This window comes from Amycolatopsis sp. 3B14, assembly GCF_050958625.1.
Lineage (GTDB): Bacteria > Actinomycetota > Actinomycetes > Mycobacteriales > Pseudonocardiaceae > Amycolatopsis_E > Amycolatopsis_E thermoflava.
This window is the reverse complement of record NZ_JBHZEN010000056.1, coordinates 74722-90262: the sequence shown is the minus strand read 5'-3', so window position 1 is coordinate 90262 and position 15541 is coordinate 74722. Positions and strand designations below refer to the sequence as shown.

General features: G+C 73.1%; 17 protein-coding genes. 4 read left to right on the top strand and 13 right to left on the bottom strand.

Annotation, left to right across the window (positions count from 1 at the left end; translation table 11 throughout):
• Positions 1-20: 20 nt before the first annotated feature.
• Positions 21-1391: an MFS transporter gene (locus ACCP09_RS29670; RefSeq protein WP_433751921.1), complete on the bottom strand. Its 1371-nt coding sequence runs from the start codon at positions 1389-1391 to the stop codon at positions 21-23.
• A 127-nt stretch (positions 1392-1518) separates the two neighbouring features.
• Between ACCP09_RS29670 and ACCP09_RS29665 the strand changes: the two genes are divergently transcribed.
• Positions 1519-2130 (top strand): SDR family NAD(P)-dependent oxidoreductase, encoded by a 612-nt coding sequence (locus ACCP09_RS29665; RefSeq protein ID WP_167344587.1) that lies wholly within the window; start codon positions 1519-1521, stop codon positions 2128-2130.
• Here ACCP09_RS29665 and ACCP09_RS29660 read toward each other — a convergent pair.
• Positions 2102-2998 (bottom strand): class I SAM-dependent methyltransferase, encoded by an 897-nt coding sequence (locus ACCP09_RS29660; RefSeq protein WP_433751918.1) that lies wholly within the window; start codon positions 2996-2998, stop codon positions 2102-2104. The genes ACCP09_RS29665 and ACCP09_RS29660 overlap by 29 nt on opposite strands.
• Positions 2999-3296: 298 nt before the next feature.
• On the opposite strand from ACCP09_RS29660, the gene ACCP09_RS29655 reads away from it, so the two are divergent.
• The gene (locus ACCP09_RS29655; protein ID WP_433751916.1) at positions 3297-4055 is read left to right on the top strand and encodes an ArsR/SmtB family transcription factor; all 759 of its coding nucleotides are present in this window, start codon (positions 3297-3299) and stop codon (positions 4053-4055) included.
• A 527-nt stretch (positions 4056-4582) separates the two neighbouring features.
• On the opposite strand, the gene ACCP09_RS29650 is transcribed toward ACCP09_RS29655, so the two are convergent.
• The 6 genes from ACCP09_RS29650 to pgeF form a co-directional block, all read right to left on the bottom strand.
• Positions 4583-5191: a hypothetical protein gene (locus tag ACCP09_RS29650; RefSeq protein ID WP_433751914.1), complete on the bottom strand. Its 609-nt coding sequence runs from the start codon at positions 5189-5191 to the stop codon at positions 4583-4585.
• 77 nt (positions 5192-5268) lie between these two features.
• Complete coding sequence (gene wag31, locus ACCP09_RS29645; RefSeq protein WP_433751912.1) at positions 5269-6099, bottom strand: DivIVA-like cell division protein Wag31; 831 nt, start codon at positions 6097-6099, stop codon at positions 5269-5271.
• Positions 6100-6152: 53 nt separating this feature from the next.
• Positions 6153-6437, bottom strand: a complete 285-nt coding sequence (locus ACCP09_RS29640; protein WP_026153057.1) for a YggT family protein — start codon at positions 6435-6437, stop codon at positions 6153-6155.
• A gap of 178 nt (positions 6438-6615) precedes the next feature.
• Complete coding sequence (locus ACCP09_RS29635; protein ID WP_027930869.1) at positions 6616-7239, bottom strand: cell division protein SepF; 624 nt, start codon at positions 7237-7239, stop codon at positions 6616-6618.
• A 65-nt stretch (positions 7240-7304) separates the two neighbouring features.
• The gene (locus ACCP09_RS29630) at positions 7305-8039 is read right to left on the bottom strand and encodes a YggS family pyridoxal phosphate-dependent enzyme (RefSeq protein ID WP_433751909.1); all 735 of its coding nucleotides are present in this window, start codon (positions 8037-8039) and stop codon (positions 7305-7307) included.
• Complete coding sequence (pgeF, locus tag ACCP09_RS29625) at positions 8036-8737, bottom strand: peptidoglycan editing factor PgeF (RefSeq protein WP_027930871.1); 702 nt, start codon at positions 8735-8737, stop codon at positions 8036-8038. Before pgeF ends, ACCP09_RS29630 begins: the two co-directional genes overlap by 4 nt.
• A 77-nt stretch (positions 8738-8814) precedes the next feature.
• Here pgeF and ACCP09_RS29620 point away from each other — a divergent pair, with 77 nt between their 5' ends.
• A complete protein-coding gene (locus ACCP09_RS29620) occupies positions 8815-9645 on the top strand; it encodes a hypothetical protein (RefSeq protein ID WP_433751907.1) in 831 nt (276 codons plus the stop codon).
• Between the two features lie 24 nt (positions 9646-9669).
• Here ACCP09_RS29620 and ftsZ read toward each other — a convergent pair whose 3' ends face one another.
• Together ftsZ and ACCP09_RS29610 are read right to left on the bottom strand one after the other, a co-directional pair.
• The gene (ftsZ, locus tag ACCP09_RS29615; protein WP_027930873.1) at positions 9670-10956 is read right to left on the bottom strand and encodes a cell division protein FtsZ; all 1287 of its coding nucleotides are present in this window, start codon (positions 10954-10956) and stop codon (positions 9670-9672) included.
• Positions 10957-11146: 190 nt separating this feature from the next.
• Positions 11147-11641, bottom strand: coding sequence for a DinB family protein (locus ACCP09_RS29610; protein ID WP_431902157.1), 495 nt, complete (start codon positions 11639-11641; stop codon positions 11147-11149).
• 96 nt (positions 11642-11737) lie between these two features.
• Here ACCP09_RS29610 and ACCP09_RS29605 point away from each other — a divergent pair, with 96 nt between their 5' ends.
• Positions 11738-12172, top strand: coding sequence for an OsmC family peroxiredoxin (locus tag ACCP09_RS29605; RefSeq protein WP_123682726.1), 435 nt, complete (start codon positions 11738-11740; stop codon positions 12170-12172).
• Positions 12173-12236: 64 nt separating this feature from the next.
• Here the strand turns inward: ACCP09_RS29605 and ACCP09_RS29600 are convergent, their stop codons facing one another.
• The 3 genes from ACCP09_RS29600 to murG are packed head-to-tail and all read right to left on the bottom strand — an operon-like array spanning position 12237 to position 15541.
• The gene (locus ACCP09_RS29600; protein WP_027930876.1) at positions 12237-13031 is read right to left on the bottom strand and encodes a cell division protein FtsQ/DivIB; all 795 of its coding nucleotides are present in this window, start codon (positions 13029-13031) and stop codon (positions 12237-12239) included.
• Positions 13032-14441 carry a UDP-N-acetylmuramate--L-alanine ligase gene (murC, locus tag ACCP09_RS29595; RefSeq protein ID WP_433751903.1) on the bottom strand — a complete coding sequence of 470 codons (1410 nt, stop codon included), beginning with the start codon at positions 14439-14441 and terminating at the stop codon, positions 13032-13034.
• A complete protein-coding gene (murG, locus tag ACCP09_RS29590) occupies positions 14438-15541 on the bottom strand; it encodes an undecaprenyldiphospho-muramoylpentapeptide beta-N-acetylglucosaminyltransferase (protein WP_433751901.1) in 1104 nt (367 codons plus the stop codon). The genes murC and murG overlap by 4 nt, the downstream gene beginning before the upstream one ends.

The window sequence follows — 15541 nt, the reverse complement described above, 5'->3', positions numbered from 1 at the left end:
CTCCCCGGTGATGGCCGGATCTACGCCGTGTCCTTCCAGGTTAGCCGCCTCCCGCAACCCGGTTTCGCGCAGGGTCGGCCGACCGCGGCGGCGGTGAGCACGGCGGCGGCCAGCCACATCCCGGCGCCCAGGAGACCGGCGGCGTGCAGCCCGTGCACGAACGCGGCCGGGTGGGCCGGGCTGCCTGCGATGGCCCCGAACGTCGCGATCCCGAGCGCGCCGCACGCCTGCCGCGCGGTGTTGTTGACGCCGCCGGCCACGCCCGCCTTGCCCGCCGGGACGCCGCCGACCGCCGCGGCCACGACGGCCGCGGTCAGCAGGCCCAGCCCCACGCCGAGCAGGGCGAACGCGGGCAGGAACGCACCGGCCGCGGTGCTGTCCGGGGTGATCCGCAGCAGGCCGAGCAGGCCGGTCGCGCCGGTGAGCAGCCCGGCGATCATCACCGGGCGCGGGCCGAAGCGCGCGGTGAGCCGCCCGGCGACCGGGGCCAGCAGCGACAGCGGCAGGAACCCGGGCAGCATCGCCAGCGCGGCGGTCAGCGGGGTGGCGTGGCGGACGCCCTGCAGGTAAAGGGTGGCGAGCAGGATCGTGCCGAGGCCTGCGAAGTTCATCGCGCCCGCGACGACGTTGGCCGCGGCGAAGGTGCGCGAGCGCAGCAGTTCGAGCGGCAGCATCGGCGCCCGGCCGCCGCGTTCGATCACCAGGAACGCCACGGCGGCGGCGACGCCGAGCACGACGGCCGGCGCGGTGGACTGGATGACCGCGTAGACCAGCGCGCCGAGCGCGGTGGCGCCGGTCAGGGCGCCCATGACGTCCACCCGGCCGCGGGCGGGCGGGTCCGCGGGCACGAGCAGGGTGCCGGCGGCCGCGAGGGCGGTCAGCGGCACGTTGATCCAGAACAGCGAGCGCCACCCGGTCGCCGTGACGAGCAGTCCGCCCAGCAGCGGGCCTGCGGCAAGCGCCAGCGCGGAGACCCCGGCCCAGACGCCGAGCGCCCTGGCCTGTTCCCGGCGGCCGGGAAAGGTGCGGGTGATCACCGCCAGGGTCCCGGGGAGCAGCAGCGCGGCCCCGGCCCCCTGCGCGACTCGGGCGGCGACCAGGGCCGTGGCGCCCGGCGCCAGGGCGCACCCGGCGGAGGCGAGCCCGAAGATTCCCAGGCCCGCGAGCACGACCCGGCGGTGGCCGATCACGTCACCGAGCGCCCCGCCGGTCAGCAGCAGCGCGGCGAGCACGACGGTGTAGCCGTCGACGATCCACTGCAACGCGGGCACATCGGCGTGGAACCCGGCGCCGATGCTCGGCAGCGCGACGTTCACCACCGTGACGTCGAGCTGGACCAGGAACATCCCGGCGCACTGGGTGAACAGCACGGTCGATCGCTTGTCGGACATCGCCCCAGGAGACCGCGGATTCGCTTTCACCGGCGTGGAAGTGTTGCGGCGCCGCGCAATTCTCGCCTCACAGAACTACGATCGGGGGAACGGTCGAGCATTCTCGCGTGCCGTGGAGGTGGCAGCGGTGGAATCCGATCCCGTCGCCGTCGTCGCCGGTGAGTCCGGACCGCTCGTCGCCGCGGTCGTCCGGGCGCTGGCCGACACCCATGAGGTCTGGGTCGCCGGCGCGGGCGGTCGGAGCGCCGCCGGCCTGGCGGCGGCCTGCCCGCCGGCGAAACCGTGGCCGGACGAGGGCCCGGGTCCGGCGCGAATCGGCGTCCTGGTGCACTGCATCGACGAGTACGCGGCCGGACCGCTCGCCGAAACGCCGGTGGACACGTGGCGCGAACTGTTCGAGGCGAACGTGTTCGACGTCGCGCGGTTCACCGCCCGCGCGCTGCCCGCCCTCCGCGCCGCGGGCGGGCTGGTGATCGTCGTGAACTCGCCCGGTGTCGCGGATTCGCCCGGTGAACGGGGCGCCTACGCCGCGAGCAAGGCCGCGCTGTCGGTGGTGACCGACATGCTGCGGGAGGAGGAAGGACCGCGCGGCGTGCGGGTGTCCGCGCTCGACCTCGGGTGGGACGACGCGGCGGGGTCCGCGGGCGGGCCCGACGACCTCGCCGCCGCGGTGCGGCTGCTCGTCGCGCTCCCCCGCCAGGCGTGCCCGGTCAGGCTCGCGATGCGGACGCGACGCTAGCCCGGCGGACCGCACGCCCCGGCGCGTGCCCGGCTCGCCGGGCGGTCATCAGGTATCCGGTGCCCAGCCACCGCCCTGGCCCGCGGCTGACCGTCCGGTCGATGTGGTCCCGCCAGCCCTGCCGCCGCTCGCGGATCACCTTGTCCAGCGGCGGCACGAACGGCGTCACGTCGTAGTACAGCAGATCGGCCGGTTCGAACCCGGCGCCGCGGAGCATGCGGCGCAGCCAGCGCGCCGGAACCGCCCGGATGCCGCTCTTGGGCACGGTGTGCCGCCGCCCCGGCGGAACCCCCGCCAGGCGCTCCACCTGCGCGAGCAGGCGCAGGAACGGCCAGTAGAGGCACCATTCGACGAGGCGGTAGGGGCTGGTCGGGTTGAGCATGCTCACCACGGCCAGCCCGCCCGGGCGCACGACCCGGGCGAGTTCGCGCACACCCTCGCGGGCGCGGGCGTATTCCAGCACGCCCATGGCGACGACCACGTCGAAACTGGCGTCCGGGAACGGCATGTCCTCGATGCGGGCGACGAAGAGCCCGACGTCGCTGGTCCCCGCGCGTTCGGCCACGGCCTCGATCATCGCGGCCGACCGGTCGCACGCGGTGATGCGGAAGTCGCCCGGCCTGGTGTCGAGCAGGTGGCGCACCAGCATGCCCGGCCCGCACCCGACGTCCAGCAGCGCACCGGACACCGGGCGCAGCGCCTCGTCCACGGCATGCAGCCGCGACTGGAAGTACCGGGTGGCGCGCCCCGACTCGTACGCCTCGGCGTATCCGCGCACGAGGTCGGGGTCGGCGTACTGCGCGGCGGCCTGCTCGTCGCGTCGGCTGGTGGCGTGACGGACCGCTCGCCGCAAACCGGTGAACGCCATGGAATCACCCTGTTTGTCCGGATTTCCAGTTGCGGCACAAGGAAGAATCACTCCCGTGGAACCGAACCAGGCCTCCGGGAGGTCCCGCTCACCCCAGTCTGCAAGTCGGCCGGGCCGCCCGCAAGACCTGGACGGCAATCCACAGTGGACCTTGAACCGACGAGTTTTCCGACAGCCAAGTAATAATCCGGTCCCCGTGCACCACGAGATCGACTCACCGGACGGCGTGTCCACAAGCGACGATCAAGGAGAGGACACTTCGGCGGCGGCGGAAGTGTCCGCGGGGCATGATGGAGGCATGAGCGGAGGCGACGTCGACATCGCGCGCACCGCGGCGCTCTTCGCGGATCCGGCGCGGGTCCGGGTGCTCACCGCGCTCGCCGACGGGCGGGCGCTCGCGGCGTCCGTGCTGGCCGGGGAAGCCGGGTTGTCCGCGCCGGGCGTCAGCGCGCACCTGGCCAAGCTGCGGGAGGCGGGGCTGGTCGAGGCGGAACGATCCGGGCGGCACCGCTTCTACCGGTTGCGGCCGGACGCCGTGGAGATCCTGGAGACGCTCGCCCGGCACTCCCCCGCCCAGCCGGTCACCTCGCTCCGGGCGGGGACGCGGGCGCAGGCGCTGCGGTTGGCCCGGACCTGCTACGACCATCTCGCCGGCAGGCTGGGTGTGCAGGTGACGGCGGCGCTCGTCGAGCGCGGGGCGCTGGTCACGACGGACGGTGTCGACGGCACCGGACGGCGCCCGGACGACCGGCTGTCGCAGCCGCTGGCCGAGCACCCGTACGCGATCGGCCCCGCGGCGCCGGAGGTGCTGGGGCCGCTCGGGCTGGACGTGACGGCCGTCGAGGCGGCCCGCGGGCGGCGGCCGATGCTGAAGTTCTGCCTGGACTGGTCCGAACAGCGGCACCACCTGGCAGGCGCCCTGGGCGCGGCGCTCGCCGAGCGGTTCCTGGAGCAGGGGTGGGTCACGAGGCGCCGGCCCGGGCACCGGGCGCTGAGACTCACGGAGAGCGGTGCGGACGTCCTCGCGGACCGGCTGGGCATCCGGGCCACGGACTGAGTGCCCGGCTGCACAACCGGGCGCCGACTCGCCATGTCTTGGTGCGTCTCAGAGGCGCAGCACGCACACGGCGCGAAAGATCGCCCGACCCGCCACAGACTGAGCGCCGGCCAAGCACGCCCACAGCCGGGCGGCGACTCAGGCCTTCGCCCGGTGCGCCTCGGCCAGCTGGGCACCAGGGGTGCAGCGCGCGCACGGCATCAAAACCGAGGTCCCGAGCTTCCTTCACGAAGATCGGGACCGCTGAGCACCCGCACGCCCGGGCGACAAATCAGACCTTCGCCCGGTGCGCCTCAGCCAAGTGAGCATCAGAGGCGCAGCACGCACACGGCGCGAAAGATCGCCCGACCCGCCACAGACTGAGCGCCCGGCCAAGCACGCCCGCAGCCGGGCGGCGACTCAGGCCTTCGCCCGGTGCGCCTCGACGAGGCCAGCATCAGGGGCGCAGCGCGCGGCGTAAGACCAAGGTACCGAGCTTCCTTCACCGACACCGGGATCGCCGAGCACGCCCGCAGCCGGCCAGCGAATCAGGCCTTCGCGCGGTGTGCCTCGGCCAGGTGGGCGTCCGGGGTGCAGCGCGCGCACGGCGTGAAACCGAGGTCCCGGGCTTCCTTCACGGAGATCGGGATGGTGTCGCGGTCGGCCAGCCAGCCGCAATCGGTCAGGTGGTAGCGCGGGTGCTCGTCCACGACCACGACCTCGACGTCCAGCTCGTCCACGATCTCCGCGTCCGCCGGGTCCGTGGACTCCTCGCCCGGCTCGCCCTCCTCGGCCGTGCCGACGAGCTCACCGGCCGTGGGGATCAGCGCGGTCTGGTCCGCCGGCGCGTCCTCGACCTCCGCGGCCGGGGTCTCCCGGGCAGCCTCGTCCGCCGGCTTCTCCACCGCCGTGGCTTCCGGCGTCGACGGCTCGTCGTCGTCCGTCGACGCTCCCGCGGCGGGCTCCTCGGCCTGCTCCTCCACCGCGGACGCGCGGCGACGGGCCACCCGGCGCCGCACGAAGTCGACCACCAGCAGCAGCCCGGCGGCGACCGACAGGCCGATCGAGATCCACGCCCACAGCGAGTTCGCCGTGATCAGGGCCGCGATCAGCAACCCCAGCGCGGCCAGAACCAGGACCAGAACGATGAAGAGCACGCTGAATTACAACACGAACCACGCCCGGAACGGTTCCGACCCTCCCACGCGGAGTGCCGGAACCGTCACCGGGAAGTTCAGCCCGCCTCGGCCCGCGGACCGAACGAGTAGCCCTGGCCGCTGCCCGATCCGGCGCCCGCCTGTCCCGAGTTCGAGGACGCCGACGCCGGTGCGGCCGAGCCGCGGTCGTCGAGTTCGCGCAGCTGCGACTCCAGGAACCCGCGCAGCCGCGTGCGGTACTCCCGCTCGATGGTGCGCAGTTCCTCGATCTTCTTGCCCAGCGCGGTCTTCTCGCTGTTCATCGTGTTCATGGTCTCGGTGTACTTGCGCTGAGCCTCGCGCTCCATGGTCGTCGCCTTGTCGCGCGCCTGGCGCTCCAGCGTCTCGGCACGGGTGCGGGCGTCGTTGAGCATGTTCTCCGCTCGCGTGCGCGCCTCGTTGACCATCGAGTCGGCCTTGGTGCGGGCGTCGGAGAGCAGCTGCTCGGACTTCGCGCGAGCCTCGGCGAGCATGCCGTCGGACTCGGTCTTGGCCTCGGCGGTCAGCCGGTCGGCCATCTCCTGGGCGAGACCGAGGACCTTCGCCGCCTGCACGTTCGGCTCGCCGCCGTCCGACATCGGGTGGGCCTGGGTCTGCTCGGCGGCCGACGGCGGCGGCACGGGCGCCAGGCGGCGCTCCTGCGGGCCGGTGCCTGCGCGGGCGGCTTCGAGGTCGGCACGGGTGCCTTCGAGCTCGGCGTCGAGCTGCTCGACCTGCTGGCGCAGCTCGTTGTTGTCCTCGATGAGCCGCGCGAGCTCGGTCTCCACCAGGTCGAGGAACGCGTCCACCTCGTCCTCGTTGTAGCCCCGCTTGCCGATGGGTGGCTTGCTGAACGCAACGTTATGCACGTCAGCGGGGGTCAACGACATCAGATCACCTCACGCACTCCATGGCCTGCTCCGACACCTGGGTTCCCCCGAAGTCACCCAGGAAGCGCCAGTTGCATCAGTATGAACACAACCAACAGCAGCACCATAATCGATAAGTCCAGTCCGACGCCGCCAATGCGAACCATCGGAATGATCCTCCGCACCACGCGGACCGGAGGATCGGTCACTGTGTAGATGGTCTCCAGCGTCACCGCAACCCCGCCGGCGGGGCGCCAATCCCGTGCGAACGCACGCACGAGCTCCACCACGACACGCGCTGTGAGCAGCAGCCAAAAGACGAACAGCACGTAGTAGAGGACTAGCCGGACCGCATCCACGAACACCACTCTGCCACATCGCCGTGACCCCGGGAGCACCCGGAACGCCCGGTCTGCCCGGGTCACGTAATCGAACTGTGATTTAGCCAACGGTTTCACCCGTTCGGCCTAAATTGTTACGACCTGTAGTTGTGCCATCACACTGTTCCACCCCATTTCCCGGAGCAGGCGGTCGCGCTCAGTGACGGAGGAACAGCCCGCCCTCGGCGATCCGGCGGCGCTCCTCCGCGGTCACCTCCACGTCCGGCGGCGAGAGGAGGAACACCTTGTTGGTGATCTTGTCCATCGAGCCGCGCAGCGCGAACGCCAGCCCGGCCGCGAAGTCCACGAGGCGCTTGGCGTCCGCGTTCTCCATCTGGGTCAGGTTGATGATCACCGGGATGCCCTCGCGGTAGGCCTCGCCGATCCCCCGCGCCTCGACGTAACTCGTCGGGTGCAGCGTGGTGATCCGCCCGAGCGCGTCCCGCGGTGCCGACGCCCTGGCGGGCTCCGGCACCGGGCGAAGCCGCGCCACCGGCTCCGGCTGCCGCTCGACCGCGAGCGCGCCGTGCACCGACGGCTCCGGCGACCGCGGCCGCGCGCGGAGCGGGCCCTCCTCGTCGTAGTCGGAACCGTCGCGGTACCGTCGGCGGGCACGCGGCAGCGGCTCCTCGTCGAAGCCGTCGTAGGCTTCGTCCGCGTAGTCGCGGCGGTAGTCCTCGTCGTACCGGTCGGCGGCCTCGTAGGAGTCGTAGCCGTCGTAACCGTCACTGTCGGCCGGGATCATGCCGAAGTAGGCCTTCAGCTTCTGCAGCGCGCTCATGCCTCTCCCTAGCCGCTCCCTCACCTGACTACCCGGACGCGATCGCTCACTTCCGGGTGATCTCGCTACGGCGAGGCTAGACCGCGCGCGCCGAGCAACGCGGTTCCGACACGCACACATGTCGAACCGTGCGCGATGGCGGGTTCAAGATCACCACTCATCCCCGCGGACAGCTCCACCGCGTCCGGGTGGCTCCGGCGGAGGTCAGCGGCCGCGGCGGCCAGGCGCGCGAAGGCCGGGGCGGGGTCCGCGCCCAGCGGCGCGACCGCCATCAGCCCGCGCAGCCGCAGCCCGTCCAGCCCGGCGATGTGATCGGCCAGCTCACCCAGATGAGGGAGCGGACAGCCGCCTCGTGACGGATCGTCGTCGAGGCTGGCCTGGATCAGGACGTCCAGCGGAGCCGACCGCTCCCCCGCCTCGCGCGCGTTGCGCAGCGCCTTGGCGAGCGCGTCGGCGAGCCGGACCGAGTCGACGGACTGGACCTCGTCGGCCCAGCGCACCACCGACCGCGCCTTGTTGCGCTGCAGCCGCCCGATCATGTGCCAGCGCGGCCGCGCGTCCGGCCGCAGCGCGCGCAGCTCCGCCGCCTTGGGACCGGCCTCCTGGTCGCGGTTCTCCCCGAGGTCCGTCTGGCCGAGGTCGGTGAGCAGGGCCGCGTCGGTCGCGGGGAAGGTCTTGGTGACGGCGAGCAGGCGCACCTCGGCGCGCGGCCGTCCGGCGGCCGCGCACGCGTCGGCGACACGCGCCTCCACGGCTGCGAGGGCCTTGGCGATCTCCTCCCGGCGCTGCTCGTCGCTCATTCCGGCTCGGCCCAGGTCAGCGCGGCGATGCGACCGGTGGTGCCGTCGCGCCGGTAGCTGAACAGGGTCGGGTCCTCGGCCGTGCAGCGCGGGTCGACGCCGACCTTGCCGACGCCGGCCTCGGCGAGCTGGCGCCACAGCCCGGCGCGCAGGTCCAGCCCCGGCTTGCCGGCGCGGGTGCGGGTCGCGCTGCCGGGCAGGTGCTTGTCCACGTCGGCGGCCATCTCGGCGGGCACCTCATAGCACTCGCCGCAGATGGCCGGGCCGAGCAGCACCTCGATGCGGCCCATCTCGGCGCCCGCCTCGACCATCGCCTCCAGCGCGGCGGGCAGCACCCCGACGCGGGCGCCGACGCGGCCGGCGTGCACCGCGGCCACCACACCGGTCTCCGGGTCGCCGAGCAACACCGGCACGCAGTCCGCGACGAGCACGGCGACGGGCAGGCCGGGGGTCTTCGTCACGAGCGCGTCGGTGGCCTCGGCCGGCGCGGTCTCGCTGCCGTCGACGACGGTGACCGTGCGGCCGTGCACCTGCTCCATCCAGGCCACCCGCTCGACGCCGAGCTCGGTGCCCAGCCGTTTGCGGTTGGCCTCGACCGCGGCCGGGTCGTCACCGACGTGGTCGCCGAGGTTGAACGTGTCGTACGGCGGCGCCGAAACGCCACCCGCCCTGGTCGTGACCACCCGACGGATGCGCAAGTCCCATTACCTCCACTCGCCTGGTTTCCCCTGAGCCTACTGGGAACCGGACGCGGTGCTCGGCCGGTCTCACCGCCATGGACCTGCCACCCGTGCCCCCGAGCGTCCGCGCGCTGGCCACCTCCGGGCAGCTGCCGCCGGAGCTGGCCGCGCTGTTCACCCCGCCCGGACACGAGCGGTGGGGCCGCATCGCGGAAGCCGTGGACGAGCGCCTGGACGAGGTGGACCCGGCGGTGCGCGGCGCGTTCGCGCTCGCCGGGGCATACGGCCACCTGGACGACATCGAGTTCCTCGAGTCCGGCGAGATGCACGAGCACAACGACCGCGCGGTCGCCCTCATCGAAGAAGCACTGGAGCACGGCGTCCCGGACGAGGAGGTCCAGGAGCTCTGGGACTTCACGTACCGGGTGCAGGACGCCGCGCACCTCGCCCGCGACCACGAGGAGTACTTCGCCAAGCACGGCGCCACCGCCGAGCGGCGGCTGAACATCAAACTGGAGGAGGCGCACGCGCGGTACGAGGCGGGCGACCGCGACGCGGCGCTGCGGCTGTTCCGGGAGGTCGCCGAGGCCGACGTGTGGGGCGAGTTCAGCGGCGCCGCGCACCGCTCGGACATCGGCTGGTGCCGCCTGCTGCACGACGCGGCGCACCACGACGGGCCCGAAGCGGCGCGGAAGATCTGGCAGGAAGCCAAGGCGAGCCGGCACGCCGCGCGGTTCCCCTACCCGCACTGGTCGGCCCCGCTCATCGAGATGCTGCTCGGCACGGGAGTGCCGGACCTGCTGGCGATCCTGGCGCGCGAACGCCTGGAAGCGGCCGAATCGAACCCGCCGTGGCCCCTGGACGACGACGAGCTGCGGGTGCTCGCGCTCGCCGTCGACGAGATCGAGCGGTACCACCGGGCCTGACCACACGTCAGGCCCGGCGCCGGCTCAGCGCCGCATGAACGGCGGGACGTCTACGTCGTCGTCGGACGGGTCGTCGGTCACCGGGACGGCCCGGCTGGGCAGGCTGCCCTGGCTCGTGCTCGTGCGCGGCGCCGGGTAGCTGCGGCTGCCACCACCGGCCTGCGGGAGCCCGCTGGACGGCGTGCCGTAGTTGGTGCCCGACGGCGGCGTCCGCGGCGGCGTCACCGGGAAGCCGCCACCCGCGGGCGGGGCCGGGGGCTGCGCCGACGCCGCCGGGGCCGGCGTGCGGACCTGCCCGGCCTCGGCCGAGGCGGTGGACGAGCGGTTGCCCACGGCGGGCGGCTCGAGCTTCTTGTGGGTGGGCGAGCCGGAGTCGAACCCGGCCGCGATCACCGTCACGCGCACCTCGTCGCCGAGGGAGTCGTCGATGATCGTCCCGAAGATGATGTTCGCCTCGGGGTGCGCGGCCTCCTGCACCAGCGAGGCGGCCTCGTTGATCTCGAACAGGCCGAGGTCGGAGCCGCCCGCGATGGACAGCAGCGCACCGTGCGCGCCCTCCATCGAGGCCTCCAGCAGCGGCGAGTTGATCGCCTTCTCCGCGGCCTGCACCGCCCGGCCCTCGCCGCGGGCGGAGCCGATGCCCATCAGCGCGCTGCCCGCGCCGGACATCACACTCTTCACGTCGGCGAAGTCGAGGTTGATCAGACCCGGCGTGGTGATCAGGTCGGTGATGCCCTGGACACCGGAGAGCAGGACCTCGTCGGCGGAGCGGAACGCGTCCATCAGGCTGACGCCGATGTCGCCGAGCTGCAGCAACCGGTCGTTGGGGATGACGATGAGGGTGTCGCACTCGTTGCGCAGCGCCTGGATGCCGTCCTCGGCCTGCTTGCCGCGGCGCTTGCCCTCGAAGGTGAACGGCCGGGTCACCACGCCGATCGTGAGCGCGCCGAGTTTGCGCGCGATCGAGGCGACCACCGGCGCGCCGCCGGTGCCGGTGCCACCACCCTCGCCCGCGGTCACGAAGACCATGTCGGCGCCCTTGAGCACCTCCTCGATCTCCTCGCGGTGGTCCTCGGCGGCCTTGTGCCCCACCTCGGGGTTGGCGCCGGCGCCAAGGCCACGGGTCAGCTCGCGGCCGATGTCGAGCTTGACATCGGCGTCGGACATCAGCAGCGCCTGCGCGTCCGTGTTGATCGCGATGAACTCGACACCCTTGAGGCCGACCTCGATCATGCGGTTGACGGCGTTCACGCCGCCTCCGCCGATGCCGACGACCTTGATCACCGCGAGGTAGTTGTGCGGGGGCGTCATCGGGTCCGCCTTCCTATCGTGAATTCCTCGTACCGCTCACCGGGAGCGAAAAACCCTCAACCTAAACTCAAGGTTCAGAGTTATGTCAACTCCCCGCTCCGTCCGCCGAAGGTAGGGATCCGGCGAAGCGGAATCCAGTAGCCACGCCGCGTGTCGGCCGTGGCGTTGCAAAATCACCGCGCCGGACGCGTCATTCGCCGGTCCGGCCGTCGGTCAGCTCACGCAGCAGGTCCAGGTGCCCGGCGTGCCGCCCGGTCTCCTCCACCATGTGGATCAGCACGTAACGCAGGTTGATCGAGCCGTCCCGGAAGGACACGAGGGTCTCCGGCGCCAGCCCGGCGGCGATCTCGCGGCTGACCGCGCACTGCGCGCGGTAGGCCGCCACCAGGTCCGCGAGCGGGATCGTGAGCGCCTCACGGAAGTCCGCGTCGCGGTCGGCGGCCAGCTTCTCCTCCCACCGGCTGGGACGGCCGGCGAGGACCACCTCGAACCAGTGGTGCTCCACATAGGTCAGGTGGCCCACCAGGCCGGCGATCGTGGTCAGCTCGCTCGGCACGAGGCTGCGGCGGGCCTGCTCGTCGGTCAGGCCCGCGCACTTGAGCACGACGGCCTCGCGCAGGAAGTCCAGAAAGGCGCCCAGTTGCTCGCGCTCGCCGCCGTCGAAGGCCGGCTCGGTTCTGATCACGACCGCCAGCTTTCCACAGTGGATGTGTTGCGCACAATTGAATTGCCCGCTATGTTCGTTGGCGGAAGGATCTTCACCTGACGGAAGGGGAACACCATGCCCAGTCGCGACGCCACCACCCACTGGGAAGGCGGCCTGCAGAACGGCAAGGGCCACGTCACGCTCGACTCGTCGAACGCAGGCCAGTTCGACGTGTCGTTCCCGACCCGCGCGGGCAACCCGGAGGGCCAGACCAGCCCGGAGGAGCTCATCGCCGCCGCGCACTCGTCGTGCCTGGCGATGAACCTGTCCGGCGTGCTGGAGTCGCAGAACCTGCGCGCCGAGTCCATCGACGTGAGCGCCGAGGTCACGCTCGGCCCGGCCGCGGGCGGCGGCTTCGAGATCAGCGGCATCGCGATCACCCTGCGCGCCAGCGTGCCCGGCGTGGACGCGGCGAAGTTCGCCGAGCTGGCGAAGACGGCCGAGCAGACCTGCCCGGTGTCGAAGGCGCTGGCCGGCACGACGATCACGCTGGACGCGGCGCTCGACTGAGCCCGCGAAAGGCAGTGGCCCCGCGGTCGCACGTCCTCGACGATGTGCGACCGCGTGTCCGTCCTCAGGAGACGGTCGGCAACTCGGGGCTCGCGACGTCGTAGACCTGCCCCTCGCGGGTCAGCAGCACGTTCAGCACCTGCGCCTTGCGGTCCGCCTTCTCCGCGTTCCCCCAGCGGACCGTTTTCCCGCCGGCCAGCGTGAACTCCACGCCGCCCGGGGTCTTGGCCCGCACGACCGTGATCTGCCCCTTCAGCGGCGCCGGCACCGTCGCGAGCACCGCCACCACCGAGCGCGTCACCGGGTCGTCCGGGGCCACCGCCGCCACCTGCACCTCCGGCAGGCCCTCCGGCTTGTTCTGCACCGTCTTGTAGTCCAGACCGCCGGAATCGACCAGGTGGAACCCGTCGGCCGCCGCGGTGAAGCCGATCGGCGTCCGCTCCGTCACCGTGATGTCCACAGTGGACGGCCACGACCTGGAGACGTCCACAGTGGCCACCCCGGGGATCGCCGTCACGCGCGCGGCGATCTCGTCGGTGTCCAGCAACAGCATCGGCTTCAGGTCGGGCACCGCGGCGGCCGCCAGGATCTGGTCCCCCGGCACGCTGTTCGCGCCGTGCACCTCCACCGACCGCACACCCAGCAGCGACGTGAACAACACGACGTACGTCAGGCCGGCGACCGTCAGCACGGTCAGCAGCGCCACCCAGCGGCGCCGCAGCGCTCGGCGCCGCGAGACGCCCGTGCCGGTGCGCCGCCGAGCCGTCAGCGGGCGCCGTCCCCGGCGGCTGCGCACCGCCGACGACGACCGCCGCGTGGACGGCCTGCTGCGCTCCTCGCTCCGCGCTCGCGTCGCCACCTAGCCCCCGGCCCGCCGGTCCAGCTCCGCCAGGATCTCCGGCCCCAGCTGCGTCACGTCGCCCGCGCCCATGGTGACCAGCAGGTCGCCGGGCTTGACCAGGTCCGCGGCCAGCGCCACGGCCCGGTCGAACGCGGGCTCGTAGTGCACCCCGGCGCCGGTGATCTGCTCCGCGATCAGCGCGCCGCTGACGCCCGGCTCCGGCTCTTCCCGCGCGCCGTAGACGTCCAGCAGCACGACCTCGTCGGCCAGCCCCAGTGCCTCGGCGAACTCCGCGGCGAACAGCTTCGTGCGCGAGTACAGGTGCGGCTGGAACACCACGACCACGCGACCGTTCCCGGCCGCGTTCCGCACCGCGCGCAGCTGCGCGGCGACCTCCGTGGGGTGGTGGGCGTAGTCGTCGTAGACCCGCACGTCCCCGGCGCGGCCCTTGAACTCGAACCGCCGCCGCACTCCGCCGAACGCGGCCAGCCCCTCGGCGAGCCCGTCCAGCGGCGCGCCCAGCTCCAGCCCGGCCAGCAGCGCGGCCACGGCGTTGAAGGCCATGTGCTCACCCGGCACCGCGACCCGCACGTCGGTCTCCCGGCCGTCCAGCGCGATCCGGATGATCCCGCCGCCGTCGGCGGGCCGGTAGTCCAGCACCTTCGCGTCGCCCGGGTCCGTCACCGACCGGCCGTAGCGGCGCACCCGGACGCCCGCGGCCGCCGCGTGGTCGCCCAGCGCGTTGGCGGCCTCGTCGTCGGCGCACACGATCAGCAGGCCGCCCGGCTCGATCCGGCGCGTGAACTGCGTGAAGACGGCGGTGTAGGCCTCGGCGGTGCCGTGGTGGTCCAGGTGGTCCGGCTCGACGTTGGTCACGACCGCGACCGACGGCGAGTAGCTCAGGAACGACCCGTCGCTCTCGTCCGCCTCGGCGACGAACAGGCCGCCCTCGCCGTGGTGGGCGTTCGCGCCGGACTCGTTGAGGTCGCCGCCGATCGCGAACGACGGGTCCAGCCGGCAGTGCTGCAGCGCCACCGTGAGCATCGACGTGGTCGACGTCTTGCCGTGCGTGCCCGCGATGCAGGCGACCCGGTGCCCGGCCATCAGCAGCGCCAGCGCCTGGGCCCGGTGCAGCACCGGGATGCCGCGCTCGCGGGCGGCCACCAGCTCCGGGTTGCTCTCCTTGATCGCGGTCGACACCACAACCGCGGACGGGCCGCCGGGCAGCGCGTCCAGGTTCTCCGGGCGCTGCCCGATGCCGATCTCGGCGCCCTGCGCGCGCAGCGTCAGGAACGCGCGGGAGTCCTTGGCGTCCGAGCCGGACACGCGGGCGCCGCGCGCCAGCAGGATCCGCGCGATGCCGCTCATGCCGGCGCCGCCGATCCCGATCAGGTGGGCCCGGCTCAGCTCGGCGGGAACGTCGCTCACTTTCCGCACACCTCCAGGACGATCCGCGCCAGCACCTCGTCGGCCTCGCGGTGGCCGAGCCCGACCGCCGCCGACCCCATCCGAGCGACCCGGGCGGCGTCGGTGACCAGCGGGACGACCAGCTCGGCCACCTTCGCCGGGGTCAGGTCGGCGTCGGGCACCAGCAGCGCCGCGCCGGCGTCCACCGCGGGCCTGGCGTTGATCGCCTGCTCGCCGTTGCCGTGCGGCAGCGGCACGAACACCGCGGGCAGCCCGACCGCGGACACCTCGGCCGCGGTCATCGCGCCGGACCGGCACAGCACCACGTCGGCGGCGGCGTAGGCCAGGTCCATCCGCTCCAGGTAGGGCACCGGCACGTACGGCGGGCGGCCCGGGAACTCCTGCACGACCAGGCTGTTCTTCGGCCCGTGCGCGTGCAGCACGCCGATCCCGGCCTCGGCCAGCTCCTTGGCGGCGCCGGACACCGCGTTGTTGATCGACTGGGCGCCCTGCGAACCGCCGAACACCAGCAGCGTCGGCGCGTCCGGGTCGAGCCCGAAGTGCGCGCAGGCCTCCGCCCGCAGCGCCGCCCGGTCCAGCGAGGTGATCGACCGCCGCAGCGGGATGCCCACCACCTCCGCGCCCGGCAGCGGCGTGCCCGGCACCGCGACCGCGACCCGCTTCGCGAACCGCGCGCCGACCCGGTTGGCCAGGCCCGGCGACTGGTTGGCCTCGTGCACCACGATCGGCACCCGGCCGCGCGCGGCGAAGTACGCCGGCAGCGACACGTAACCGCCGAACCCGACTACGACGTCCGCGCCGACCCGGTCCAGCACCTCGCGCGTCTGCTTCACCGAGTCCCGGATCTTCAGCGGCAGCCGCAGCAGATCGGTGGTCGGCTTGCGCGGCAGCGGCACCGGCGGGATCAGCTCCAGCGGGTAGCCGCGCGCCGGGACGAGCTTGTTCTCCAGCCCGCGGGACGTGCCGAGTGCGACCACCGTGGCGTCCGGCCGCAGCCGCCGCACGGCGTCGGCCAGCGCCAGCGCGGGTTCGATGTGTCCGGCCGTGCCGCCGCCCGCCACCACCACGGTGGGAGCCACGCCGGTAACCGCCTTGCTCAC